The 24,298-nt window shown below is 60.9% G+C and carries 21 protein-coding genes and 1 riboswitch; of the genes, 12 read left to right on the top strand and 9 right to left on the bottom strand.

Annotation, left to right across the window (positions count from 1 at the left end; translation table 11 throughout):
• Positions 1-687 precede the first annotated feature (687 nt).
• The gene (locus AC07RO_RS20240) at positions 688-1,608 is read right to left on the bottom strand and encodes a LysR family transcriptional regulator (RefSeq protein ID WP_192173225.1); all 921 of its coding nucleotides are present in this window, start codon (positions 1,606-1,608) and stop codon (positions 688-690) included.
• 165 nt (positions 1,609-1,773) lie between these two features.
• On the opposite strand from AC07RO_RS20240, the gene trhA reads away from it, so the two are divergent.
• The 8 genes from trhA to hydA all read left to right on the top strand — a co-directional run bounded on the left by trhA (position 1,774) and on the right by hydA (position 9,565).
• A complete protein-coding gene (gene trhA / locus AC07RO_RS20235; protein WP_346627313.1) occupies positions 1,774-2,391 on the top strand; it encodes a PAQR family membrane homeostasis protein TrhA in 618 nt (205 codons plus the stop codon).
• 377 nt (positions 2,392-2,768) lie between these two features.
• Positions 2,769-3,545 carry a transporter substrate-binding domain-containing protein gene (locus AC07RO_RS20230; protein ID WP_495086902.1) on the top strand — a complete coding sequence of 259 codons (777 nt, stop codon included), beginning with the start codon at positions 2,769-2,771 and terminating at the stop codon, positions 3,543-3,545.
• Between the two features lie 52 nt (positions 3,546-3,597).
• Positions 3,598-4,275 carry an amino acid ABC transporter permease gene (locus tag AC07RO_RS20225; protein WP_191944630.1) on the top strand — a complete coding sequence of 226 codons (678 nt, stop codon included), beginning with the start codon at positions 3,598-3,600 and terminating at the stop codon, positions 4,273-4,275.
• Positions 4,272-5,006 carry an amino acid ABC transporter ATP-binding protein gene (locus AC07RO_RS20220; RefSeq protein WP_037018914.1) on the top strand — a complete coding sequence of 245 codons (735 nt, stop codon included), beginning with the start codon at positions 4,272-4,274 and terminating at the stop codon, positions 5,004-5,006. The genes AC07RO_RS20225 and AC07RO_RS20220 overlap by 4 nt, the downstream gene beginning before the upstream one ends.
• 21 nt (positions 5,007-5,027) lie before the next feature.
• Positions 5,028-6,275, top strand: coding sequence for a cysteine desulfurase-like protein (locus tag AC07RO_RS20215; RefSeq protein WP_495086901.1), 1,248 nt, complete (start codon positions 5,028-5,030; stop codon positions 6,273-6,275).
• Positions 6,276-6,293: 18 nt separating this feature from the next.
• On the top strand, positions 6,294-7,166 hold the full coding sequence (locus AC07RO_RS20210; protein ID WP_192173220.1) for a MurR/RpiR family transcriptional regulator: 873 nt from the start codon (positions 6,294-6,296) through the stop codon (positions 7,164-7,166).
• Between the two features lie 52 nt (positions 7,167-7,218).
• Positions 7,219-8,115 (top strand): allantoinase PuuE, encoded by an 897-nt coding sequence (locus tag AC07RO_RS20205; RefSeq protein WP_495086900.1) that lies wholly within the window; start codon positions 7,219-7,221, stop codon positions 8,113-8,115.
• A gap of 13 nt (positions 8,116-8,128) precedes the next feature.
• The gene (gene hydA, locus AC07RO_RS20200; protein ID WP_495086899.1) at positions 8,129-9,565 is read left to right on the top strand and encodes a dihydropyrimidinase; all 1,437 of its coding nucleotides are present in this window, start codon (positions 8,129-8,131) and stop codon (positions 9,563-9,565) included.
• A 220-nt stretch (positions 9,566-9,785) separates the two neighbouring features.
• On the opposite strand, the gene AC07RO_RS20195 is transcribed toward hydA, so the two are convergent.
• Complete coding sequence (locus tag AC07RO_RS20195; RefSeq protein ID WP_346627228.1) at positions 9,786-10,505, bottom strand: 16S rRNA (uracil(1498)-N(3))-methyltransferase; 720 nt, start codon at positions 10,503-10,505, stop codon at positions 9,786-9,788.
• A gap of 59 nt (positions 10,506-10,564) precedes the next feature.
• A complete protein-coding gene (locus AC07RO_RS20190) occupies positions 10,565-11,971 on the bottom strand; it encodes an adenosylmethionine--8-amino-7-oxononanoate transaminase (RefSeq protein WP_346630939.1) in 1,407 nt (468 codons plus the stop codon).
• A gap of 234 nt (positions 11,972-12,205) precedes the next feature.
• Here AC07RO_RS20190 and AC07RO_RS20185 point away from each other — a divergent pair, with 234 nt between their 5' ends.
• The 3 genes from AC07RO_RS20185 to AC07RO_RS20175 all read left to right on the top strand — a co-directional run bounded on the left by AC07RO_RS20185 (position 12,206) and on the right by AC07RO_RS20175 (position 15,405).
• The gene (locus tag AC07RO_RS20185) at positions 12,206-14,020 is read left to right on the top strand and encodes an FAD-dependent oxidoreductase (RefSeq protein WP_495086898.1); all 1,815 of its coding nucleotides are present in this window, start codon (positions 12,206-12,208) and stop codon (positions 14,018-14,020) included.
• A gap of 205 nt (positions 14,021-14,225) precedes the next feature.
• Positions 14,226-14,777: a cytochrome b gene (locus tag AC07RO_RS20180; protein ID WP_495086897.1), complete on the top strand. Its 552-nt coding sequence runs from the start codon at positions 14,226-14,228 to the stop codon at positions 14,775-14,777.
• Between the two features lie 31 nt (positions 14,778-14,808).
• Positions 14,809-15,405 (top strand): YceI family protein, encoded by a 597-nt coding sequence (locus AC07RO_RS20175; RefSeq protein ID WP_192173215.1) that lies wholly within the window; start codon positions 14,809-14,811, stop codon positions 15,403-15,405.
• 133 nt (positions 15,406-15,538) lie between these two features.
• On the opposite strand, the gene rhlE2 is transcribed toward AC07RO_RS20175, so the two are convergent.
• From rhlE2 to ahcY, 4 genes are all read right to left on the bottom strand, one after another.
• Positions 15,539-17,458 (bottom strand): RNA helicase RhlE2, encoded by a 1,920-nt coding sequence (gene rhlE2 / locus AC07RO_RS20170; RefSeq protein WP_192173214.1) that lies wholly within the window; start codon positions 17,456-17,458, stop codon positions 15,539-15,541.
• 277 nt (positions 17,459-17,735) lie between these two features.
• Entirely contained in the window at positions 17,736-18,545 is an 810-nt protein-coding gene (locus AC07RO_RS20165; RefSeq protein WP_495086896.1) for a substrate-binding periplasmic protein, read from the bottom strand.
• 155 nt (positions 18,546-18,700) lie between these two features.
• Positions 18,701-19,546, bottom strand: coding sequence for a methylenetetrahydrofolate reductase [NAD(P)H] (gene metF, locus AC07RO_RS20160; protein WP_192173212.1), 846 nt, complete (start codon positions 19,544-19,546; stop codon positions 18,701-18,703).
• A 188-nt stretch (positions 19,547-19,734) separates the two neighbouring features.
• Positions 19,735-21,144 carry an adenosylhomocysteinase gene (ahcY, locus tag AC07RO_RS20155; protein ID WP_192173211.1) on the bottom strand — a complete coding sequence of 470 codons (1,410 nt, stop codon included), beginning with the start codon at positions 21,142-21,144 and terminating at the stop codon, positions 19,735-19,737.
• A 21-nt stretch (positions 21,145-21,165) separates the two neighbouring features.
• Positions 21,166-21,274: riboswitch (S-adenosyl-L-homocysteine riboswitch) on the bottom strand.
• A 196-nt stretch (positions 21,275-21,470) separates the two neighbouring features.
• Between ahcY and AC07RO_RS20150 the strand changes: the two genes are divergently transcribed.
• Complete coding sequence (locus AC07RO_RS20150; protein WP_192173210.1) at positions 21,471-21,875, top strand: acyl-CoA thioesterase; 405 nt, start codon at positions 21,471-21,473, stop codon at positions 21,873-21,875.
• Between the two features lie 144 nt (positions 21,876-22,019).
• Here AC07RO_RS20150 and otnI read toward each other — a convergent pair whose 3' ends face one another.
• Together otnI and AC07RO_RS20140 are read right to left on the bottom strand one after the other, a co-directional pair.
• Entirely contained in the window at positions 22,020-22,811 is a 792-nt protein-coding gene (gene otnI / locus AC07RO_RS20145) for a 2-oxo-tetronate isomerase (RefSeq protein ID WP_495086895.1), read from the bottom strand.
• Positions 22,812-22,833: 22 nt separating this feature from the next.
• Positions 22,834-24,291 (bottom strand): GntT/GntP/DsdX family permease, encoded by a 1,458-nt coding sequence (locus AC07RO_RS20140; RefSeq protein WP_346630943.1) that lies wholly within the window; start codon positions 24,289-24,291, stop codon positions 22,834-22,836.
• Positions 24,292-24,298: the final 7 nt, after the last annotated feature.

The following is a 24,298-nucleotide window of genomic DNA, read 5'->3' as shown; positions in this document are numbered from 1 at the left end:
GGGATGTGTTTGATGCAAGAAAGCGCGGTGTCAGAAGGCGCCGCAGATGTATCTACTGACAGGTAATTTGTGGGAGCGAGCTTGCTCGCGAAGGGGTCGGTACCGCCACCCAACTTTCAGCGACTGAAATGCCGCCTTCGTGAGCAAGCTCACTCCCACCAGGGATGTGTTGATGCAAGAAAGCGCGGTGTCAGAAGGTGCCGCAGAGGTATCTACTGACAGGTAATTTGTGGGAGCGACCGGGGTGGCGATCCACCTTGCTCGCGAATGGCCGGTACATCCGCTATAAATTTAGCGCTTGAAATGCCATCTTCGTGAGCAAGCTCACTCTCACAAGGGATGTGTTTGATGCAAGAAAGCGCGGTGTCAGAAGGCGCCGCAGATGTATCTACTGACAGGTAATTTGTGGGAGCGAGCTTGCTCGCGAATGGGCAGGTGCATCCGCTATAAATTCAGCGGCTGAAATGCCGTCTTCGTGAGCAAGCTCACTCCCACAGGGGATGTATCTGATGCAAGAAAATGCGGTGTCAGAGAACGCCGCAAATGTATCTGCCGACAGGTAATTTGTGGGAGCGACCGGGGTGGCGATCCACCTTGCTCGCGAATGGGCCGGTACATCCGCTATAAATTCAGCGACTGAAATGCCATCTTCGTGAGCAAGCTCTCTTCCACACGGGGGAGTCAGACTCAGCCTTGTGCCAGCCGGTTCGAGTACATCCGGCATTCCGCCAGCAACGCCAAGAGATTCGGGTCACGCTCCCGGGCTTTGAGGAACACCAGTCCGATGTGCTGCTGCATGCGGTATCGCGCTTGCAGCGGCACCAGGCGGACGCGGTTTTCGTAGACGGCGGCGATTCGCCCGGGCAACAGCGCATAGCCCACTCCCGAGCTGACCATGCTCAGCAGCGTGAAGATGTCGTTCACTTGCATGGCGATCTTCGGCTCGAACCCTGCCTGCTCGAACACCCGCGCGCCATCGCGGTGGGTGGCGAAGCCTTGGGTCAGGGTAATGAAGGTCATTTCCCGCAGGTCGCTCAGGTCCACCTCGCTCTGTAGCGCAAAGGGTGAATCAGCCGGCGTGGCGAGAAAAATATCGTCGGAAAACAGCGGCAACTGCTCGCAATCCGGATCACTCACGGATTCGTTCAGCGACACCAAAATCGCATCCACTTCCATGTTCTTCAGCTTGTAAAAGAGATCGATATTGGAGCCCAGGATCAGGTCGATGTTGAGTTCGCTGCGGCGGATCTTCAGGCCCATGATCAGCTGCGGCACGGTTTTAACCGTGAGTGAATACAGCGCCCCCAGTTTGAACCGCGCCGCCGAAAAACCCGCCGCCTGCCGCGTCTGTTCGATGGTGCTGAGCACGTCCTGCACCAGCTTCTGTGCGCGCTCCTCCAGCACATAAGCGCCTTCGAGGGGCGTTAGGTTGCGACCCTCGTGCTTGAACAGCGGACACCGCAACGCGCTTTCCAGCGAGTGAATCGCCCGGTGCACGCTGACCGTGCTCGTCTGCAGCTCCGCCGCCGCGCGCGCGAGATTGCCGGTGCGCATGAACGCCAGAAAGATTTCCAGCTTCTTGAGGGTGAGCTCTTCGTCGATCTGCATCGTGTGGATCCGCGCCGGATTCTTGTTTTGAGAGCGCCCGATTGTGCCGAAGAGATCGGCGGCTGACTGCATAAATTCTCGATAACACGACTCTAGACGTTGTCATCGCGGTTCAGAAGCAGGACGCTTGGCGCGTGTCATGCAATTGAGAGAGGTAAATTGCGGATGTACTACGGAGAAAAATTCAACGCCTGGACCCACTTGGTCGGCGCGATTCTGGCGACGATTGGCGCCGTCTGGATGCTGGTTGTCGCCACGATGACGGGGGATATCTGGAAGATCATCAGCGTCGCGGTCTACGGTGTGGCGCTGGTGATGCTGTACAGCGCGTCGACGGTGTACCACAGCGTTCGCGGCCGGGCGAAAGTGATCATGCAAAAGGTTGATCACTTTTCGATCTATCTGCTCATCGCGGGCAGCTACACGCCGTTTTGTCTGGTGACGCTGCACGGGACGTGGGGCTGGACGTTGTTCGGTATCGTCTGGGCGCTGGCGATCATCGGCATCCTCCAGGAAATCAAACCCCGGTCCGAAGCGCGGGTGATGTCCATCGTCATTTACGCGGTCATGGGCTGGATCGTGCTGGTCGCGGTCAATCCGCTGATCGCCGCGCTGGGCATGACCGGATTCATCTGGCTGGCGCTGGGTGGTGTGTTTTACACCGTGGGGATCATTTTCTTCGCGTTCGACACCAAGGTCCGACACTTTCATGGGGTCTGGCACCTGTTTGTCATCGCCGGCAGCCTGCTGCACTTTGTTGCGATTTCGCGTTACGTGCTTTAGGTGTATGGGGCGAGAGTGGCGCTCCCGCTTGCTCGCGAAGATGACGATTCATCTGCTGGATTTTCAGCGGCCGGGATGATGTCTTCGTGAGCAAGCTCACTCCCACGATAGGCGATATCCGACGCACGGCGAGCAATCCATGCGCCGCTTCGGTGCATATCATCCGTCCCATCGCTGATCATTTTCTGTACACCCCACAGCCTTGCGCGCTTTCCGCTCTGCACCAATGCGGATAACTTTTGCACCCGATTGAAGCATTTAATTCATTCATTTTATTTGTTGAATTATTTGATTCGCCATCCTAGTCTGATCCTCGAAACGCCCCCTCTGTGGTAAGGCGGCCTTCTTGAACTGACTGATCAATCGGGGAGCAAGACATGAATGTGAAAGTACTCTTGAGCATGGCCGTGGCAACCGCCTTTTCCGCATCCACCTGGGCCGCTGACTGGACCGTCGGCGCCAACGTGGGCAACGTACCGTGGGAGTTTCAGGACGCCAAAGGCGAGATCGTCGGCTTCGAAGTCGACGTGGTGAAAGAAGTCGCCAAACGCGCCGGCAAGACCGTGGAATTCGTCAACATCCCGTTCAACGGCCTGTTCAGCGCCGTGCAATCCAAAAGGGCTGACATCGCCATTTCATCGATCACCATCACCCCCAAGCGCCTTGAATCGGTCGGCTTTGCCCAGCCGTATTACGACAGCGACCAATCCCTGTCGGTGCTCGCCAAATCCGGCATCAACGGCCTGAAAGACATGGACGGCAAGGTGGTCGGCGTCGACACCGGCTCCACCGGCGACATGTGGGTCAACGCCCATCAGGCCGAATACAAGTTCAAGGAAGTCTCACGCTACGAAGGGCTGTCGCCTGCGATGCTCGATCTCGCGTCCGGCCGCATGGACGGCTACATCAGCGATATCCCGGCGGTCCTGTACTACATCAAGGACAAGCCGCAATTCAAAGTCGTCGCGAAAATTCCTACTGGTGAGAAGTATTCGTTGATGCACGCCAAGGGCTGGGCATCGGCCGGTCAGGTCAACGACATCATCACCACGATGAAGAAAGAAGGCGTGATCGCCGACCTGCACAAGAAGTGGTTCGGTGCCGACGCTGATCCGGAGTCCAGCACCGTCAAAGTGGTCGATGTGCTCAAGTAACCCCTGACCGCTCACGCCCGCGCCCGTCACTGCTCGCCATCAAGGAATCGCAATGGAGTTGTTAGAAACGTTCTTCAACTGGAGCGTGTTCGTCGATGCGCTTCCATTGATGCTCCGCGGCCTGGGCGTGACGGTGATGCTCGGCGTGGTCAGCATCATTCTCGGCCTGGTGGGCGGGCTGGTGCTGGCGATGCTGCGGTTGTACGGCTACGCCCCGGTGCGGTTTCTGGCGCGGGTGTATATCGACGTGCTGCGCTCGATTCCATTGCTGGTGCTGTTGGTGCTGATCTATTACGCGCTGCCGTTCGTGGGCATTCGCCTGTCGTCGTTCGCGGCGGCGACTGCGGCGCTGTCGCTGGTGTCCTGCGCGTATTCGGCGGAGATCTTCCGCTCTGGCATCGAAGCCATCCCACGCGGGCAGTTCGAAGCCTCTGCGTCCCAGGGCATGAGCTTTTTCAACACCATGCGCGACATCATCCTGCCCCAGGCCATGCGCATCGTCATGCCGCCGATGACCAGCAACTGCATCAACGTCATGAAAGACACCGCGCTGGCGTCGGTCGTGGCGATGCCCGATTTGCTCAAACAAGCCACACAGGCCCAGGCGCTGGCGGCCAACCCGACACCGCTGGTGGGCGCGGCGGTCATGTACCTGTTGCTGCTTCTGCCGTTGGTGCAATTGGTGAGCTGGATCGAGCGGCGTAACGGCGCCGGGAGGAAAAGCGCATGAGCACCGTCATCGAAATGGAAGGCGTGGCGAAATTCTACGGGCCATTCCAGGCGCTGACCGACATCAACCTGACCGTCGATCAAGGCGAAGTGGTGGTCATCCTCGGGCCTTCAGGCTCAGGGAAATCGACACTGATCCGCTGCATCAATCTGCTGGAGGAATATCAGCAGGGCGACATCCGCGTCGGCAGCCAACGCGTTGAAACCGGCCCGAAGCTGGCCGGCATCCGTTGCGAAGTCGGCATGGTATTTCAGAATTTCAATTTGTACCCGCACCTCACCGTGCTCGCCAACGTGGCGCTGGCGCCGGTGCGGGTGCGCGGCATGTCTCGCCGTGACGCCAACGAACGCGCGCGCCTGCTGCTGGAGAAAGTCGGCATGGGCGCCCACGCGGCGAAATACCCGAGCCAGTTGTCCGGCGGCCAGCAGCAACGCGTGGCCATCGCCCGAACCATGGCGATGGAGCCACGGGTGATTCTGTTTGACGAGCCCACTTCGGCGCTCGACCCGGAGATGGTCGGCGAAGTGCTTGACGTCATGCAGAACCTCGCCCGCTCCGGCGTGACCATGGTCGTCGTGACCCATGAAATGGGCTTTGCGCGCAAGGTCGCCGACCGGGTGATCTTCATGGAGAACGGCCGAATCATCGAACAGAACAACCCGCACGATTTCTTCACGGCCCCGCAAGAGCCGAGAACCCGCGCGTTTTTGCAGGCCATCCTGCATCACTGATCAAACTCTGGAGCTCATCCCTTGAATGCCTTGGACATCGATTACGTACGCAGCCAGTTTCCCGCCCTCGCCAGCGGCTACGCCTACCTGGACAACGCCGGCGGTTCGGCCGTGCTCAAGCCGGTCGCCGAGCGCATCACCGATTACTTGCTCAACAGCGCCGTGCAACTGGGCGCGTCCTACAGTGAGTCGGTGGACGCTGGCGCGCGGGTCATGCAGGCGCGGGAATCGGTCGCGCAACTGATCAACGCGCGCTACCCGGAAGAGTGCGTGATGGGCGGCTCGACCACCCATTTGCTGCAAATCCTCTGCCGCGCCATCGCGCCGTCGATCCAGGCCGGGGACGAGATCATCGTCACCAACTGCGACCACGAGGCCAACATCGGACCGTGGGTGCGGCTGTGCGAAGAGCGCGGCGCGACGTTGCGCGTCTGGGCGGTGAACGCCGAAAGCATGGACTTGGAGCTTGGCGATCTGGACGCGCTGCTCAGCGACAAGACCCGCTACCTGGCCATGACCCATGCGTCGAACATCCTCGGCAGCGTCAACCCGGTCGCCGAGGTTGCGCGCCGTGTGCACGCGGTGGGTGGCAAGGTGTGCGTCGATGCCGTGGCCTACGCGCCCCATCGGCTGGTCGATGTGCAAGCCAGCGGCGCCGATTATTACGTGTTCAGTTTCTACAAGACCTTCGGCCCGCACTTCGCTGTGCTATGGGGCAAGCGCGAGGCGTTGCTGGAGCTGCCGAGCCTGAACCACTTTTTCATCGGTCAGGAAGTCATTCCCTACAAGCTGCAGCCCGGCAACTTGAACTACGAGCTGTCCTACGGCTGCATCGGCATCAGCGATTACCTGATCGACATCGGCCGACGCCTCGGCGCCAGCGGCAGCGAACGTCAATTGATGCAGGCCGCCTTCGATGCCTTTGAAGTGCAGGAAGACCTGCTGGCCGAGACACTGCTGGCGTTTCTGCGGGAGACACCGGGTGTACGAATTATCGGAAAATCCCGTGTGACCGACGGCGATCGCGTGCCGACCATCAGCTTCGTGGTAGAGGGCATTCAGTCGGAAGCCATCGTGCGCCGCGTGGACAATCACCGCATGGGCATCCGCTTTGGTGACTTCTATGCGCGCCGCCTGATCGAACACTTGGGCCTGACCCCTTACGGCGGCGTGGTCCGTGTGTCGATCGCACACTACAACAGCGTCGATGAGCTGAATCGTCTGGTTGAGCACTTGGCCCAAGCGATCACAGAACTGCGTCCCTCCTGATTTCTATCGAGCCTTTTTATGCCTGTACCCCAAACTCTGGCCGAGCTGCGCGCCGCCATCGTCGAACATCAGGAACGCCTGACCGCGCGGCAGCGTGATGCGGCGCATTACCTGAACGAGCATCCCCACGACGTGGCGCTGAACACGGTTGCGGCGCTGGCGAAAATCTCCGGCATCCCGTCGTCGGCGTTCATTCGGCTGGCCCAGGCGCTGGGGTTTGGCGGGTTCAGCGATCTGCAGCGCTTGTTCAAGCAGCCGTTGCAGCAGGCCGGGCAGGGCAGTTTCAAAGAGCGCATCCGGCACTATCGCGGCGAGCAATTGCTCGACGATCCCACCGATGTGGGCGCCATGCTCTCGGCGTTCAGCCGCGCGAATATCGTCTCGCTGGAGCACTTGGCCGAAGGCGAGCAAGTCGAGGCCATCGAGCGCGCCATCGAGCTGTTGGAACAGGCGCGCACCACCTTCGTGGTCGGCATGCGCCGTTCGTTTCCAATGGCGTCCTACCTGAGTTATGCACTCAGCCGTGTCGGTCGGCGTGCCGTGCACATCAGCGGTCTGGGCGGCAGCTTGCGCGAGCAGGTCGGCGCGCTGCACGGCGATGACGTGCTGGTGGCAGTGAGTTTTCCGCCGTACGCGCAGGAAACCATCGACGCCTGCGAGCAAGCCGTCGCGGCGGGGACACCCATCGTGGCGATCACTGACAGCATTCTCAGCCCCATCGGACAAACCGCGTCGGTGATGATCGAGGTCAACGACGCCGAGCTGCTGGGCTTTCGCTCGCTCACCGCCGCGTTCTGCATCGCGCAGACCCTGGCCATGGGCCTGGCCTTTCGCACCGGCCAGAACCTCGATGGCCCCGACCACGATGCACTGAAAACCATCGACTGCTGAGCCATGGCTTGGCGGTCTGCCGACTGTTCGAACGTTGCAGGAGTAGGCTTTTATGGCATCACCCATTCGAGATCTGGTCGGCTACGGCCGGCAGCGGCCCCAAGGCACGTGGCCCAACGGTGCGCGGCTGGCCGTCAACTTTGTCATCAATTACGAAGAAGGCTCGGAGCGTTCCCTGGCCATGGGCGATCCTGACCAGGAGAGCATGACCGAGTGGGGCAGCTATCAGTTTCCCGACGGCGTGCGCAATCTGGCGATGGAATCGATGTACGAGTACGGCGCCCGCGTCGGCATCTGGCGCATCCTCGACATCCTGCAACAGGCTAACGTCCCGGCGACCTTTCATGCCTGCGCGGTGGCCTTCGAGCAGAACCCGGATGTCGCCAAAGCGGCAGTCGAGCTGGGCCATGAAATCTGCAGCCACGGCTATCGCTGGGAAGAAGTGTTCCGCCTGACCGAAGCCGAGGAGCGCGAGCACATTCGTCTGGCGATCGAGTCTTTCGAGCGCACCTGCGGCAAGCGTCCGGTGGGCTGGTATTGCCGCTACGGCGCCAGCGTTCATACGCGGCGGCTGGTGGCGGAAGAGGGCGGTTTTCTCTATGACTCCGACGCCTACAACGATGACGTTCCGTATTTCGTCAACGTTGAGGGCAAGCAGCACTTGGTAGTGCCGTACACCAGCGACGTCAACGACTTCCGTTACTGGAACTCCCCGGGCTTGTCCCAGGCGTCCGATTTCCTCGAGTACATGAAGGAAAGCTTCGATGTGCTGTACGAAGAATCCGCCGACGGCTTGCGAATGATGTCCATCGGGCTGCACCCACGCATGGTCGGACGTCCAGGCCGGGTCCGCGCGATCAAGCATTTCATCGAGTACGCCCAGGCCCGCGAAGGCGTCTGGTTCACCACCCGCGAAGAGATCGCCAAGGCCTGGCTGACCCGCGCCTGACGGAGTGAACGACATGCAGGCTTTTGATCTGATCATCCGCAACGCCAATGTGGTGACGGCGGCGGACGGGTTTCAGTGCGACATCGGCGTGCGCGACGGCCGAATTGTTGCGCTGGGCCTTGGCCTGCAAGGTGCCGCGCAGGAAGTCGATGCGCTAGGGCGAACCGTCACCCCCGGCGGGATCGACAGCCATGTGCATCTGGATCAGCCGACCGGCGACGGCTCGGTCATGGCCGATGACTTCGAAAGCGGCACCCGCTCGGCGGCTTGTGGCGGGACGACAACGGTGATTCCCTTCGCCTGCCAGCAGAAGGGTCAAACCCTGCGGGCGGCGGTGGAGGATTACCATCGGCGCGCGGACGGTCGGGCAATCATCGATTACGCGTTTCACCTCATTGTCACCGACCCCACCGACGACGTGCTGCGCCGCGAGCTGCCCGAGCTGATTGCCGAGGGCTATACCTCGTTCAAGATCTACATGACCTACGACGCCCTGAAACTCAACGACCGCGAGATTCTGGAAACCCTGTCGGTGGCGCGGGCGGAAGGCGCGATGGTGATGCTGCACGCCGAAAACAGCGACTGCATCGCCTGGCTGACCGAGCGCCTGCTCGCCGCCGGTCACAGCGCGCCGCGTTATCACGCCACGTCGCGGCCAATGCTGGTCGAGCGCGAGGCCACGCACCGGGCCATTGCGCTGGCCGAGCTGGTGGATGTGCCGATTCTCATCGTCCATGTTTCGGGGCGCGAGGCCATTGAACAGATCCGCTGGGCGCAGAGCCACGGCTTGAAGGTCTACGGCGAGACCTGTCCGCAGTATCTCTTTCTGACCGCGGAATCGCTGGGCTGCGATGACAGCTTCGAAGGCGCGAAATGCATCTGCAGCCCGCCGCCGAGAGACGCCGGCAATCAGCAAGTGGTCTGGGACGGCCTGCAGAATGGCTCGTTTGAAGTGTTCTCGTCGGATCACGCGCCGTTTCGCTACGGCGGCCCGGACGGCAAGCGGGCCCACGGCGAGACGGCGCCGTTTTCCGAAGTGGCCAATGGCATTCCGGGCCTCGAGACACGCATGGCGCTGCTCTGGTCGGAAGGTGTGCGCAAGGGGCGAATCACGCCGCAGGCATTTGTCGCGCTGACGGCGACTAATGCGGCGCGGCTGTACGGTCTGTATCCGCGCAAGGGCAGCATCGCCATTGGATCGGACGCGGATCTGGTGATCTGGGATGAGGACCTGGACATCGAGCTGACCAACGAAATGCTGCACCACAACGTCGATTACACCCCGTACGAGGGTATGCGCTTGAGTGCATGGCCGGCGATGACCTTCGCCCGAGGTGAACGGGTGTGGGATGGCAGTCCGTTGGGTGAACCGGGGCGCGGAGAGTTTCTCCCCTGCGCCCGCCCGGAACCTGCGAAAGCCCGGCGTCGAGAGTCGGAGTTACCGGAGTGATGACGGTGATACGCGTCGTGCATCAGATACCCCGCAATATGAGCTGATTCACCCCATTCCTGTGGGGGCCGAGCTTGCTCGCGAAAAGGCACTCACATCCGCTAAATCTTTGGCGGATGTACGCGACCCCTGTAGGACCGGCTTCAGCCGGGAAGAGGCCGGTGTGTGCGCCATCAATCTTGCAGCGTGACGCCTGACGCTTTCCCGGCTGAAGCCGGTCCTACAAATCCCCCCACAACTGCTGTGCGATGCTCAGCGCAACCACTGGCGCGGTTTCGGTGCGCAGCACGCGTGGGCCGAGGCGGGCGGCGTGGAAACCGGCGTCTTGCGCCTGGGCCACTTCAGCATCGTTCAGCCCGCCTTCAGGGCCGATCAGAAACGCCAGACTGCCGGGCTTTTCATGACTGTTCAGCGGCTCGGCCACGGGGTGCAGCACCAGTTTCAAGTCCGCTTCAGTCTGCTTGAGCCAGTCGGTCAGGGTCACAGGTGCATGAATCACCGGCACCACCGAGCGCCCGCACTGTTCGCAGGCGCTGATCGCGATCTGCTGCCAGTGCGCCTGACGCTTTTCTGCACGCTCGTCTTTCAAACGTACTTCGCAACGCTCGCTGATGATCGGGGTAATCTGCGTCACGCCCAGCTCGGTGGCTTTCTGAATCGCCCAGTCCATCCGCTCACCCCGGGAGAGACCCTGGCCGAGATGGATGTGCAACGGCGACTCCGGCTGGCCGGCGAAGCTTTCAGTCACCTGCACCCGCACCTGCTTTTTGCCGACTTCCGCCAGCGTGGCGCGGAACTCATTGCCCGAGCCATCGAACAGCTGCACCGCGTCACCTTCGGACATGCGCAACACGCGGCTGATGTAATGGGCCTGGGCCTCTGGCAGTTCGTGCTCACCGACGCTGAGGGTGGCATCGACGAAAAAGCGGGACAGTCTCATGGTTGTGTCTCTAAAGATTGTGTTGAATGCAGCACCTGGAAAATGGGTGTAACGGCCTGCTAGCCGGGATCACGAAAATCCGGATGGAAGTTTTCTCTCACCGCCACACTCACGCTGCTGCGCGTCGCGATGTCGATCCCCTCGGTCGCCACGTCGGCCAGGAAGTCGATCTGCTCTGGCGTAATCACGTAGGGCGGCAGGAAGTACACCACGCTGCCCAGCGGACGCAGCAAAGCACCTCGGGTCAGCGCGTGCTCGAACACCTTCAGCCCGCGCCGCTCCTGCCACGGATACGGCGTTTTGCTGGCCTTGTCCTGCACCATCTCGATGGCAATCGCCATCCCGGTCTGCCGCACTTCGGCGACATTCGGGTGATCGACCAGATGCGCCGTCGCGGTCTTCATCCGCTGGGCCAGCGCCTTGTTGTTTTCGATGACGTTGTCCTGCTCGAAAATATCCAGCGTCGCCAACGCCGCCGCGCAGGCCAACGGGTTGCCGGTGTAACTGTGGGAGTGCAGGAAAGCGCGCAGGGTCGGGTAGTCGTCGTAAAACGCGTCGTACACATCATCGGTGGTGATGCAGGCCGCCAGCGGCAGGTAACCGCCGGTCAGTGCTTTGGACAGGCACAGGAAGTCCGGGCGGATGCCGGCCTGCTCGCAGGCAAACATGGTCCCGGTGCGACCGAAGCCCACCGCGATCTCGTCATGAATCAGGTGCACGCCATACCGGTCGCAGGCCTCGCGCAGCAGCTTGAGGTAAATCGGGTCGTACATGCGCATGCCGCCGGCGCCCTGAATCAGCGGCTCGATGATCACCGCCGCGACGCTGTCGTGATGCTCGGCCAGGGTCTGCTCCATCACCGCGAACATCGTGCGGGTATGGTCTTCCCAGCTCACGCCTTCAGGGCGGTGGTAGCAGTCCGGGCTCGGCACCTTGATGGTGTCCATCAGCAGCGCTTTGTAGGTCTCGGTGAACAGCGGCACGTCACCGACCGCCATCGCCGCCATGGTTTCGCCGTGGTAGCTGTTGGTCAGGGTGACGAAGCGTTTCTTGTCCGGCTTGCCGCGATTGAGCCAGTAATGAAAGCTCATCTTCAGCGCGACTTCGATGCAGGACGAACCGTTGTCGGCGTAGAAGCAGCGCGTCAGGCCTTCAGGCGTCATCGCCACCAGACGCTCGGACAGCTCGATGACCGGCTGATGGCTGAAACCCGCCAGGATCACGTGCTCCAGCTGATCGACCTGATCCTTGATGCGCTGATTGATGCGCGGGTTGGCGTGGCCGAATACGTTGACCCACCACGAGCTGACCGCGTCGAGGTAGCGCTTGCCTTCGAAGTCCTCCAGCCAGACCCCTTCACCACGCTTGATCGGAATCAGCGGCAGTTTTTCGTGGTCTTTCATCTGGGTGCAGGGGTGCCAAAGGACCTTCAGGTCGCGCTGCATCCACTGGTCGTTAAGGCCCATTACTCTTCTCCACATAGCGGCTCGCATGGCGCGAGGGCAAACAATCGCGCAAGCCTATGCAATGCATGCCAGCGGGACAACCTTTAGCGCGTTGTTTCAGTCGCCGCGCGCGCGAAAATCAGGCTCGCCGACATTGCTGGCGGGCGTTTCGCGGCTCGCGTATCCTTCGCGCTCTTCGAAAAATCGGACAACAAAATCCGACAATTCCCCCCGTTTTTCTCCGGAGTTCGCTGAATGCTTTCAGGTTGGCTGCGCGCCTGTGCGCTGGTGATGGTTGGGCTGGTCAGCGCTTCAGCGCTTGCCGTGGATAAACCGCATACGGTGATCGTCGTCGGCGGCGGTCTGGCGGGACTTACAACGGCTTACGAGCTGCAGAGCAAAGGCTGGCAGGTCACCTTGCTGGAAGCCAAACCCAACGTCGGCGGCCGCTCCGGTCTGGCCGGCAGCGAATGGATCGGCAACGCCAAGGCTCAGCCGGTCCTGAATCAATACATCGATCGCTTCAAGATCAAGGCGGTGCCTGCGCCGGAATTCGTGCGGACCCCGAGCTACCTGATCGAAGGCGAATACTTCACTGGCGCCGACCTGGCGACCAAACAACCGGCGACCGCTGAAGCCATCAAACGCTACGAAGCGGCGGTGGATGACCTGGCCCGCTCGATCACCGACCCGGACAACCCGGCTGCCAACAGCACGCTGTTTGCGCTGGACCAGATCACCGTCGCCAACTGGCTGGACCGTCTGAGCCTGCCACCGACCGCGCGCCAGCTGATCAACCAGCAGATTCGTACGCGCTACGACGAGCCTTCGCGTTTGTCGCTGCTGTATCTCGCACAGCAGACGCGGGTCAATCGCAACGTTGACGACCGCGACCGTCGCGCCGCTCGCCTGCCAGGTGGCAGCGCGGTGTTGGCCGAGGAATTCGTCAAACAGCTGAAAGTCATCAAGACCAATTCGCCGGTGTCGGCGATCAATCAGGACAAGGACGGCGTGACGGTCAAGGTCGGGTCGCTGGGCTACGAAGCCGAGTACGTGGTCCTGGCCGTGCCGTTGCGCGCGCTGAGCAAGATCCAGATGACGCCGGCACTGGACGCCCAGCGTCTGGGCGCGATCAAGAGTACCAACTACGGCTGGCATGACCAGATCATGCTCAAGTTCAAGACCCCGGTCTGGGAAAGCAAGGCGCGCATGTCTGGCGAGATCTACAGCAACACCGGGCTGGGCATGTTGTGGGTCGAGCCTGCGTTGAAGGGCGGCGCCAACGTCGTGATCAACCTGTCCGGCGACAACGCTCGCATCATGCAGGCGTTCGGCGACAAGCAGTTGGTGGATCAAGTGCTGATTCGCATGCAGGCGTTCTATCCACAGGCGCGCGGCGCGTTCACCGGTTATGAGCTGCGTCGTTCCAGCATCGACCCGTCCAGCGGCGGCGCGTACCTGGCGTTCGGCCCGGGCCAGATCAGCAAGTACTGGCGCTTGTGGGAACGTCCGCTGCAGCGTGTAGCCTTTGCCGGCGAACACACCGACACTTTGTACCCGGGCACCCTGGAAGGCGCATTGCGTTCAGGTCAGCGCGCGGCGATTCAGGTGCAGGGTCTGTCTGAGGGCAAGTCGTACGAACCAGTCAAAGCACCGCCACCGAAGGCCCCTGAACCGGCCAAGGAAAGCAGCGGCGGCATTGGCGGCTTCTTCTCGAACATGTTCGGCGGTTCCAAGCCTGAGCCTAAGCCGGCCGAGAAAGCGCCAGCACCTGCTCCGGCCCCGGCTCCAGCGCCTGCCCCGGTAACGCCGCCGCCAGCTCCAGTGGTTGAGCCGGCCAAGCCTGCGGCTGTGGAACCTGCGAAAAAGGCACCGGCCAAGAAAGAACCGGCGAAGAAGGAGCCCGTCAAAAAGGCCCCGGCCAAACCGGCAGCCACCCACAAAGCCCCTGCCAAAACCGACGCTGCGAAAAAAGCGCCGGCCAAGGCCACAGGTGACAAGGCGGCACCGGCCACTCCGGCGGCTCCGGCAACGGCTCCGGCAGCACCCGCGACCGACAGCAAAAACTGATCGGTAACGGCTGAAAACAAAGGCGCGGCTTGATACCGCGCCTTTTTTTCGCCTGGATGAACCGTAACGCTGGCTTAATCTCATTCGGACGAAAATATGTCAGGAGATTTCAATCGGATTTCCTGATTCTTCAAAGCAACATTTTGCGCTTTCTTTCGATAGGTAAAGCGCTAGTCTCTCCCTCGGCCCTCACAGGATATTCAGCATGCAGCTACGCAACTCTTCTTCTCGCTATGGCTGGGTCAGCATCGTTTTGCATTGGGGTGTCGCGCTGACGGTGTTTGGCATGTTTGCGCTAGGGTTGTGGATGGTGGGGCTGGGCTATTACGACACGTGGCGCAAGGCTGGCCCGGACCTGCACAAGAGCATCGGCATCACGCTGTTCCTGTTCATGCTGATCCGGGTGATCTGGCGCTTCGTCAGCCCGCCGCCAGCAGCGCCTGCCACCCACAGCCGGTTTGTGAAAACCGCTGCGAAATTGGGGCATGCGTTTCTGTACCTGGACCTGTTTTTGGTGATGTTCGCCGGTTACCTGATTTCCACCGCAGACGGTGTCGGGATTCCGGTGTTTGGATTGTTCGAAGTGCCTGCATTGGTCAGCGGACTGCCCGACCAGGCAGACGTCGCAGGCACCGTGCACTTGTACCTGGCCTGGACCCTGGTGATTTTCGCTGGACTCCACGGGCTGGCCGCTTTGAAGCATCACTTCGTTGATCGTGATGCCACGCTTGTACGTATGCTTGGCCGCAAGGCCTGATACTCAATTCAACTGAAAAGGAAGAAGACGTATGTTGAAAAAGACACTGGCTGCACTGGCCCTCGGTACCGCGCTGCTAACAGCGGGTCAGGCCATGGCCGCTGATTACACGATCGACAAGGAAGGCCAGCACGCCTTCATCAACTTCAAGATCAGTCACCTGGGCTACAGCTTCATCTACGGTACGTTCAAGGACTGGACCGGCACATTCAGCTTCGACGCCGCCAAGCCTGAAGACAGCAAGATCAGCATCGACCTTAAGACCGCCAGCGTCTTCACCAACCACGCTGAACGTGACAAGCACATCAGCAGCAAGGACTTCCTCGACGTCGCGACCTATCCTGACGCCAAGTTCGTTTCCACCAAGGTCACTAACGTCGGCAAGAATGCTGACGGCAAGACCACTGCCGACGTGATCGGCGACCTGACCCTGCATGGCGTGACCAAGCCGGTCACCGTCAAGACCACTTTCCTGGGTGAAGGCAAGGATCCATGGGGCGGCTACCGTGCCGGCTTCGAGGGCACAACCTCGATCAAGCGTTCTGATTTCGGCAAGATGATGGACCTCGGTCCACAGTCCGACACCCTGGATCTGATCATCTCGTTCGAAGGCGTCAAAGCCAAGTAAGACGGGTTGTCGTGGTGATAGAGCGCCGACCTTTGGGTCGGCGTTTTTGTGTATGGCATTGCTTGAATCACGCAAACAAAAACGCCCCGAACCAGTCGGGGCGTTTTATTGGCTGCAGAACAACCGGCGCTGCTTAACCTTCGCGGTTGCGGGTCAGCAGGGCTGGTTTTTCACCGCGAGGGCGGCTTGGCAGCTGATCAAGTTGTTCAGCCGAAGGGAATCGATCGCCCTTTGACTCTTTGTGCATGATCTTCGGTGCTGGCTGACCGTCGCGAGGCCCGCGAACCGCTGGCTCCTGACGCGCTGGTTGCTCTTCGCGTGCCGGACGACGGGCACGCGGCGAGTCTTCACGGCGAGCCTGACCATCACGGCCGGAGCCATTGCGAGGACCACTGCGTTTGGCCGGTGCGCCGGCGCTGTCGGTGCTGGCGGGAGCGCCAGATGCCGAACCGCCGCCTGAACCGCTGCGCGGACCGCTACGGCCTGGCGCCTGACCACGCGGTGCTGGTGCGGCGCCAGTGGCAGGAGCGCCCGGACGACGACCGCGGCTCTGGTTCTTGTTCTGGTACGGGCTGACGTAGTCGGCGCGGTTGCCGAAGTTGTCCACTTCGTCATCCAGGAATTCGTCGGGTGCGCGATTCGCACCTGACGCTGCTGGCTGCGACTGACGTGACTCGCTCGACGCGGTGCCCTGACGCGGCTTTTGCGGACGCGCCGGACGTGCCGGACGCTCACCCGAAGCGGCGGCGGCTGCCGGCTTTTCCTTGCCTTTGTCTTTGCCTTTGTCCTTGCGACCGCCACCACCACCGCCGCCGTTCGGACCGTCGCCACGGGGGCCACGGGCATTGCGCGGGTTACGCACGTCCGGACGCTCGCGGACTTCCGGCTTCTCGGCTTCAACGGCCGTGATGTCAAAGCCCATCAGATCGCCGTCGGCAATCTTCTGCTTGGTCATGCGCTCGATGCTTTTCAGCAGCTTCTCTTCGTCCGGCGCAACCAGCGAGATCGCCTCGCCGCTACGGCCTGCGCGACCGGTACGACCGATGCGGTGCACGTAGTCTTCGTCGACGTTAGGCAGTTCGAAGTTGACCACGTGGGGCAACTGGTCGATGTCCAGACCACGGGCAGCGATGTCGGTCGCGACCATGATGCGAACGGTGCCGGCCTTGAAGTCGGCCAACGCTTTGGTGCGCGCGTTCTGGCTCTTGTTGCCGTGGATCGCCACAGCGCTGAGGCCGTGCTTGTCCAGGTACTCGGCCAGACGGTTGGCGCCGTGCTTGGTGCGGGTAAACACCAGCACCTGTTCCCACGCGCCTTGAGTGATCAAGTGCGCCAGCAGCGAGCGCTTGTGGTTGGCCGGCAGGCGGAAGACGCGTTGCTCGATGCGCTCGACCGTGGTGTTCGGCGGCGTGACTTCGATGCGTTCCGGGTTGTGCAGCAGTTTGCCGGCCAGCGCGGTGATGTCCTGAGAGAACGTTGCCGAGAACAGCAGGTTCTGACGCTTGGAGGGCAGGCGCGCGAGGACTTTCTTCACGTCGTGAACGAAGCCCATGTCGAGCATGCGGTCGGCTTCGTCCAGCACGAGGATTTCAACGTGGGACAGATCGACGCTGCCCTGACCGGCCAGATCGAGTAAACGACCCGGGCAGGCGACCAGTACGTCAACGCCGCGGGCCATGGCCTGAACCTGCGGGTTCATGCCGACACCGCCGAAGATGCAGGTACTGACGAACTTGAGGTTCTTGGCGTAGATCTTGAAGCTGTCGTGGACCTGGGCGGCCAGTTCACGAGTCGGGGTCAGGACCAGAACACGCGGTTGGCGCGGGCCGTGACGCTGGGATTTGTCCGGATGACCGTTGGGAAACAACCGCTCCAGGATAGGGAGGGCGAAACCACCGGTTTTACCAGTACCTGTCTGGGCGGCGACCATCAGATCGCGGCCTTGCAACACGGCGGGAATGGCCCGCTGTTGCACTGGGGTAGGCTGGGTGTAGCCAGCAGCCTCGATGGCGCTGACTAAAGCCTCGGAGAGACCGAGGGAAGCAAAGGACATGAGTAATCCTGTCTTGAGTTGGGGCCATAGAGGCCCAAATAGGGATGATCTTCCAGGCGCAGACTAAGGTTCTGCACGTAACGTGAATGCGCTCGACCCTGCTGCGGTCATCGCACTCTCCTTGGAAGGTGCAATGGCGTCCGGTCCTGTGGAGGTCTGTAAGTTCAACTCGGGGCAGGGGCGCAAAAAGTGCGCTGCTGACGTGTTCGAGAAGTCTTCTGTGAGACCGTGCACCCGGGCGCAAGCCTGGCGGGGACGCCGGAGTATAGCAGAGCAATCACAACGCGCTGCTTTCCTGCTGCTCAACGGTTTTATCGACACTTTCCCCCGATTCTGCAGGGATTGGCGCCGGCGTTTCTCCGGTATACCGCTCTAGCAGTTTCGCGTAGGCGGGTTCTTGCTTGAAACGCTTCAGTTCTGCGCTGAATCGCTGGGCCAGCAAGTCCATACCGGCATTGCGGCGCAGCGCCAGGTACTGCCCCCTGTGAGTGAGCACGACCGGCAACTGACTGACCTGGTCTTGCAGCTTGAGCCGCTCAATCATCTGCCGCCCCAGCAGGCGATCTGTCACCATTAAATCGATGCGGCCGCGAATCAGTTTGCCGAAGTTTGCTTCATGGCTTGGCGCAGGCTCACGGATGAACGCCGTTGAGCTGTCGAACTCCGGCGTGTATCGATAACCGGGAGAGACGCCGACAGTCAGCCCGTGCAGGTCTTCCACGCCATTGAAAGCATGCGGCCTGGCATTGGCCTGAAACAGCACCCAATCGATGGTCGACAACGGTTCGTTCGGATACAACAGATCCGCGCGCGTCTCGTCCTTGAAGATGTCGAGCACGCCGTCAGCTTCGCCGTCACTGAGCATCATCAGGCAGCGTTTCCACGGGAGAAACTGCCACTCGACGTCGATGCCCAAGCGCTCGAAGACAATTGCCGTAGCGTCGTAATCCAGGCCGGAGGCATGGTTGCCGTCCACGATGACGTAGGGAGACCAGGGTTCGGTGACGATCCGCAGTTTTTCACCCAGCGCGCTGAAGCTCAGGCAGGTGAGGAGGGCAGCAACGGATAGGGAGAGGATGAGCGGCATGCGCGCGAGATTACGACGCGAGCTAACTAAATAGAAGCAGTGATTCTCAACAAAAACAGAAGCCTGGACGCAACGACCCGACTGGCAGGCGTCTTGGTTACGAAGCCTGCCGGTGAAGCCAGCGCGGTTTCAATCCGTATGGATTGAAACCGATATTACGCAGAGAGCTTCAGGTTGTTCCAGACCGCCAGACTCGGTTCGGCCTGATTCAGCGTGTAGAAATGTAGACCGGGGGCGCCGCCGTGCAGCAGTCGCTCGCACATTTCAGTGATGACCTGCTCTCCGAACGCCTGAATGCTTGCCGTGTCGTCGCCGTACGCTTCCAGCTGCTTGCGAACCCAGCGCGGGATCTCCGCACCGCACGCGTCCGAAAAGCGCGCCAGCTTGCTGTAGTTGGTGATCGGCATGATGCCCGGCACGATCGGAATATCCACGCCCAGCTTCTGCACGCGCTCGACGAAGTGGAAGTAGCTGTCGGCGTTGAAGAAGTACTGGGTGATCGCACTGTTGGCGCCGGCGTTGGCCTTGCGCACGAAGTTTTTCAGATCGTCTTCGAAGTTGCGCGCCTGCGGGTGCATCTCCGGGTAGGCCGCGACTTCGATGTGGAAATGATCGCCGGTTTCTTCACGAATGAAGCTCACCAGATCATTGGCATAACGCAGCTCACCGCTGGCCATGCCCATGCCGGAGGGCAGGTCACCGCGCAGGGCGACGATGCGTTTGATGCCGGCTTCCCGGTACTGCGTCAGCAAGCTGCGCAGGTCGGCCTTGCTGTCACCGACACACGACAGGTGCGGGGCGGCCGGAACGTGTACTTCTTTTTCCAGCTGCAGCACGGTGTTGATCGTGCGGTCGCGGGTGGAACCCCCGGCACCGTAAGTGCAGGAGAAAAAACTGGGGTTGTAGCTGGCCAGCGTACGCGCCGTGGCAAGCAGTTTTTCATGACCAGCGTCGGTCTTCGTCGGGAAGAATTCGAAGCTGTAGCTACGGTCTTGGCTCATGGAGCGAGTCTCCAGCGGCAAGCTACAAGCCGTAAGCTGCAAGAGTGGCGGTGCGCCGTATCCTGCAGCTCAAGGCTTGTCACCTGGTGCTGCTAAATGCTTGGACGATTTAAAGCCTGACGCGGCAAGTCATGACAACGGTGATGCCTTTACTTGCCGCTTGAAGCTTGAAGCTTGCCGCTTACTGCTTAGTAGCGATAAGCGTGCGGCTTGAACGGACCTTCGACGGTCACACCGATGTAGTCGGCCTGGGTCTTGGTCAGCTTGGTCACGACGCCGCCGAAGCCACGTACCATTTCCAGCGCCACTTCTTCGTCCAGCTTCTTCGGCAACACTTCGACGGTCAGACGCTCGGCTTTCTGGGCAGGGCTCAGGTCAGCGTACTTCTGGCCGAACAGGAAGATCTGCGCCAGCACCTGGTTGGCGAACGAGCCGTCCATGATGCGGCTCGGGTGACCGGTGGCGTTGCCCAGGTTCACCAGACGGCCTTCGGCCAGCAGGATCAGGTAGTCGTCGTTCTGAGGATCGAACGAGCCCGAACCGGTGCGGTGGATCTTGTGCACTTGCGGCTTCACTTCTTCCCATGCCCAGTTCTTGCGCATGAAAGCCGTGTCGATTTCGTTGTCGAAGTGACCGATGTTGCAGACCACAGCGCGTTTTTTCAGCGCCTTGAGCATGTTGGCGTCGCAGACGTTGACGTTACCGGTGGTGGTGACGATCAGGTCGATCTTGCCCAGCAGTGCTTTGTCGATGCTCGCTTCGGTGCCGTCGTTCTCGCCGTCGATGAAAGGCGAAACCAGTTCGAAACCGTCCATGCAGGCTTGCATGGCGCAGATCGGGTCGACTTCGGTGACCTTTACGATCATGCCTTCCTGACGCAGCGACTGAGCCGAACCCTTGCCCACGTCACCGTAGCCGATGACCAGCGCTTGCTTGCCGGACAACAGGTGGTCGGTGCCGCGCTTGATGGCGTCGTTCAGGCTGTGACGGCAGCCGTACTTGTTGTCGTTCTTGCTCTTGGTGACCGAGTCGTTGACGTTGATCGCCGGGATCTTCAGTTCGCCCTTGGCCAGCATGTCCAGCAGGCGGTGAACGCCCGTGGTGGTTTCTTCGGTCACGCCATGGACACGGTCCAGGATGGCCGGGTATTTCTTGTGCAGCAGCTCGGTCAGGTCGCCGCCGTCGTCGAGGATCATGTTGGCGTCCCATGGCTGACCGTCCTTGAGGATAGTCTGCTCCAGGCACCACTCGTACTCGGCTTCGGTTTCGCCTTTCCAGGCGAAAACAGGGATGCCGGCAGCGGCAATGGCAGCAGCGGCCTGATCCTGAGTCGAGAAGATGTTGCAGGACGACCAGCGTACTTCGGCACCCAGGGCAACCAGGGTTTCGATCAGCACGGCAGTCTGAATGGTCATGTGGATGCAGCCGAGAATCTTCGCGCCCTTGAGCGGTTGCTCGGCAGCGTACTTGCGACGCAGGCCCATCAGGGCAGGCATTTCGGATTCGGCGATGATGGTTTCGCGACGGCCCCAGGCAGCCAGGGACATGTCGGCGACTTTGTAGTCGTTGAAATCGTTGGGCGTCAGTACAGCACTCATTAAGAGTCTCCATTCGTAGGGTGCGAATGGGCGCCGTTGTGCGTTTAAAGCTTGACCGGCGGGAAGCCTGATCAAACAACGCCCTCTCCGAGCCTGACAGGTCTGACCTGCTGCAGCGCCCCTCGGACAGGTGGCGGGAAAACGGTAACAAGGTGTGATGACCGTTTTTTGAAGCGGTGGCGATTATCTTTCTTTGAGCTGCAAGTGGCAAGCTGCAAGCGGCAAGCGGTAAACAACAGCGGACCTGCTTTTGACTTGCAGCTTCAGGCTTGAAGCTTGAAGCTGGAGCACATCCACCACCGTCGCCCAAACACCCCGGAGTCCCCATGAACTTCCACACCCGCAAATGGGTAAAACCCGAAGACCTCAACCCCAACGGCACGTTGTTCGGCGGCAGCCTGCTGCGCTGGATCGACGAAGAGGCAGCCATCTACGCCATTGTTCAGTTGGGCAATCAGCGCGTCGTGACCAAGTACATTTCCGAGATCAACTTCGTCAGCGCCTCGCGTCAGGGCGACATCATCGAGCTGGGGATCACCGCCACCGAGTTCGGCCGCACCTCCATTACGCTGACCTGCCAGGTCCGCAACAAGATCACCCGCAAGAGCATTCTCACGGTCGAGAAAATGGTCTTCGTCAATCTGGGTGAAGACGGCCTGCCAGCGCCACACGGCAAGACCGAAATCAGCTACGTGAAGGATCAGTTCAAGGAAGACGTGATCAACGAGTGATCGCGCAATGGACGCGGATGACTGGTCAAGGAAGAACTCGTAGGAGTGAGCTTGCTCGCGATTGCGGTGTGTCAGGCGAAGAAGCTTCGTCTGGTCTGACGCATCGCGAGCAAGCCCACTCCTACAATAAAAAGACAGCGCCTGTTATGCCGGATGACGTGCCTGCCAATCGCGCAGCCACTGCAGGCCTTCGCTGGTATCGCCTTTCGGACGGTATTCGCAGCCGACCCAGCCGGTGTAGCCCAAGCGGTCGATCTCTTCGAACAGCCACGGGTAATTCACTTCCCCCACGCTCGGCTCATGCCGGTCCGGCACGCCGGCGATCTGGATGTGGCCGATGCCGGCGAAGTCGCGGCGCAGTTTGCTGGTGACGTCGCCTTCCACGATCTGGCAGTGGTAGCAGTCGAACTGTACCCGCAGATTGTCGGCGCCCACTTCTTTAAGCACAGCCTGGCCCTGATCCTGACGGTTGAGGAAGAAGCCCGGAATGTCGCGGGTGTTGATCGGCTCGATCAACACCGTCAACCCCACCTTGGCGGCTTGCTGTGCGGCGAAGCTCAGGTTTTCCAGGTACACCGCGTGATGCTTCTGGCGCAGGTCTTCACTGGGCAGCAAACCGGCCATGACGTGAATGCAGTCGTTGCCCAGCACCGCTGCGTAATCCAGCGCCTTCTGGAAACCGTCGCGGAATTCACTCTCCCGGCCCGGCAACGAAGCAATGCCACGCTCGCCCTTGGTGAAGTCGCCGGGCGGGGCGTTGAACAGCGCCTGGGTCAAACCGAAGTCGTCCAGACGCAGCTTGATTTCCTCGGCCTTGAAGTCGTACGGAAACAGGTATTCCACGCCCTTGAAGCCGTCACTCGCCGCAGCCGAGAAACGCGCCAGAAAGTCGTGTTGCGGATACATCATGCTGAGGTTGGCAGCGAAGCGAGGCATGGTTATCTCCTAATTAAAGCCGTTAGACGAAAGGCCAGAGCAGCAGCGTCATCAAGAACCCGAGGGTGCCCAGAACGGTCACCAGAAAGGTCCAGGTGCGCAGGCCGTCGGCAACGTTCAGGCCCGCCAGTTTGGTGAACATCCAGTAACCGGCGTCGTTGATGTGCGACATCGCCAGACCGCCACCGCCCATGGCCAGACAAAGCAGGGCCATATGATTGGCGCTCAGGTTCAACGTGGCGATCAGCGGGCTGAGAATACCGGCCGTGGTCACCAGCGCCACTGTGGTCGAGCCCTGTACGGCGCGCAACAGCAGTGTCAGCAGAAAGCCCAGGGCGAGAACCGGCAGGCCGGTGTTGCGCAGCGCTTCGGAAACCACCGCGCCGATACCGGTATCCACCAGCACCTTGCCGAACACGCCGCCCGCGCCTGCAATCAAAATCACCATCGCCACGCCGGGCAATGCCGAACCCACGACATCGGACACCTGACTGCGGCTCCAGCCACGGCGCGAACCCAGCAGCCACGCGCAGAGCAGCGTGTCGATTAGCAGCGCCACCAGCGGCGCACCGAGAACGGTCAGCACGCTGCGCAGCATTGATTCGGCGGGCAACATCGTGGTCGCCAGTGTGCCCAGCAGGATCAGAATGATCGGCAGCAGAATCAGCGCGATGATGATGCCTGCGCCCGGCGCCGGTGCTTTTGGCAGACGTGCCGCCAAGCTGCTGGCGCTTTCTTCCAGGCCCAGTACCTTGGCGTGTGCCGCTTCGGAGGTCGTTGAGTAATCGTTGTTCGCCCACGCCACCAGATCCTGGTTGGTGATGTGCGGACCGTAGACTTCGCTCCGAATATCGTCAGTCATCGGGTAGGTCTTGCGGGTGATGCGACCGGCAATCAGGTAGCCGATCAGGCACAACACAGCAACGATCGGCAGCCCGAACATCAACACGCGACCCAGGTCCGCCCCCAGCTGACCGGCTGCCGCAACGGCGCCCGGATGTGGCGGCAGGAAGGCGTGAACCGACAGCAGCGCGGCGCACATGGGCAGCGCGAAAATCAGCAGCGGTTTACGTGCGGCGCGAGCGACACCATAGGCCAGTGGCATAAGGATGATCACGCCCACTTCAAAGAACACCGGAATACCGACCATGAAACCCGCGACGGTAAGGGCCAGCGGCGTGCGCCGGTTGCCGAAGCGGTTGATCAGCGTCTTGGCCAGCGCCTCGGCGCCACCGGACAGCTCGATGATGCGGCCGATCATAGCGCCCAGGGCAATGATGATCGCGATGTGGCCGAGGGTTTTGCCCATGCCGCCTTCGATGGTCGCCACCAGATCGCCGGGTTTAACCCCGGCCACCAGCGCCACGATAATGCTGACCAGCATCAGTGCAACGAACGGTTGGAATTTGTATTTCAGGACCAGAAGCAGCAACAGCGCAATGCCTGCTCCGGCGATGATCATGAGCAATAGAGGAGTCATGTTGTGT

It is taken from the genome of Pseudomonas sp. GW821-FHT07F05 (assembly GCF_059418765.1).
Note: the sequence above shows the minus strand (reverse complement) of the source record. Positions and strands in the feature narration are given on the sequence as shown.

Excerpts from the sequence above, each read along its gene's own strand:
- AC07RO_RS20240 (WP_192173225.1), bottom strand. The coding sequence starts at position 1,608 with ATGCAGATCGACGAAGAGCTCACCCTCAAGAAGCTGGAAATCTTTCTG.
- trhA (WP_346627313.1), top strand. The coding sequence starts at position 1,774 with ATGTACTACGGAGAAAAATTCAACGCCTGGACCCACTTGGTCGGCGCG.
- AC07RO_RS20230 (WP_495086902.1), top strand. The coding sequence starts at position 2,769 with ATGAATGTGAAAGTACTCTTGAGCATGGCCGTGGCAACCGCCTTTTCC.
- AC07RO_RS20225 (WP_191944630.1), top strand. The coding sequence starts at position 3,598 with ATGGAGTTGTTAGAAACGTTCTTCAACTGGAGCGTGTTCGTCGATGCG.
- AC07RO_RS20220 (WP_037018914.1), top strand. The coding sequence starts at position 4,272 with ATGAGCACCGTCATCGAAATGGAAGGCGTGGCGAAATTCTACGGGCCA.
- AC07RO_RS20210 (WP_192173220.1), top strand. The coding sequence starts at position 6,294 with ATGCCTGTACCCCAAACTCTGGCCGAGCTGCGCGCCGCCATCGTCGAA.
- AC07RO_RS20205 (WP_495086900.1), top strand. The coding sequence starts at position 7,219 with ATGGCATCACCCATTCGAGATCTGGTCGGCTACGGCCGGCAGCGGCCC.
- hydA (WP_495086899.1), top strand. The coding sequence starts at position 8,129 with ATGCAGGCTTTTGATCTGATCATCCGCAACGCCAATGTGGTGACGGCG.
- AC07RO_RS20195 (WP_346627228.1), bottom strand. The coding sequence starts at position 10,505 with ATGAGACTGTCCCGCTTTTTCGTCGATGCCACCCTCAGCGTCGGTGAG.
- AC07RO_RS20190 (WP_346630939.1), bottom strand. The coding sequence starts at position 11,971 with ATGGGCCTTAACGACCAGTGGATGCAGCGCGACCTGAAGGTCCTTTGG.
- AC07RO_RS20185 (WP_495086898.1), top strand. The coding sequence starts at position 12,206 with ATGCTTTCAGGTTGGCTGCGCGCCTGTGCGCTGGTGATGGTTGGGCTG.
- AC07RO_RS20180 (WP_495086897.1), top strand. The coding sequence starts at position 14,226 with ATGCAGCTACGCAACTCTTCTTCTCGCTATGGCTGGGTCAGCATCGTT.
- AC07RO_RS20175 (WP_192173215.1), top strand. The coding sequence starts at position 14,809 with ATGTTGAAAAAGACACTGGCTGCACTGGCCCTCGGTACCGCGCTGCTA.
- rhlE2 (WP_192173214.1), bottom strand. The coding sequence starts at position 17,458 with ATGTCCTTTGCTTCCCTCGGTCTCTCCGAGGCTTTAGTCAGCGCCATC.
- AC07RO_RS20165 (WP_495086896.1), bottom strand. The coding sequence starts at position 18,545 with ATGCCGCTCATCCTCTCCCTATCCGTTGCTGCCCTCCTCACCTGCCTG.
- metF (WP_192173212.1), bottom strand. The coding sequence starts at position 19,546 with ATGAGCCAAGACCGTAGCTACAGCTTCGAATTCTTCCCGACGAAGACC.
- ahcY (WP_192173211.1), bottom strand. The coding sequence starts at position 21,144 with ATGAGTGCTGTACTGACGCCCAACGATTTCAACGACTACAAAGTCGCC.
- AC07RO_RS20150 (WP_192173210.1), top strand. The coding sequence starts at position 21,471 with ATGAACTTCCACACCCGCAAATGGGTAAAACCCGAAGACCTCAACCCC.
- otnI (WP_495086895.1), bottom strand. The coding sequence starts at position 22,811 with ATGCCTCGCTTCGCTGCCAACCTCAGCATGATGTATCCGCAACACGAC.
- AC07RO_RS20140 (WP_346630943.1), bottom strand. The coding sequence starts at position 24,291 with ATGACTCCTCTATTGCTCATGATCATCGCCGGAGCAGGCATTGCGCTG.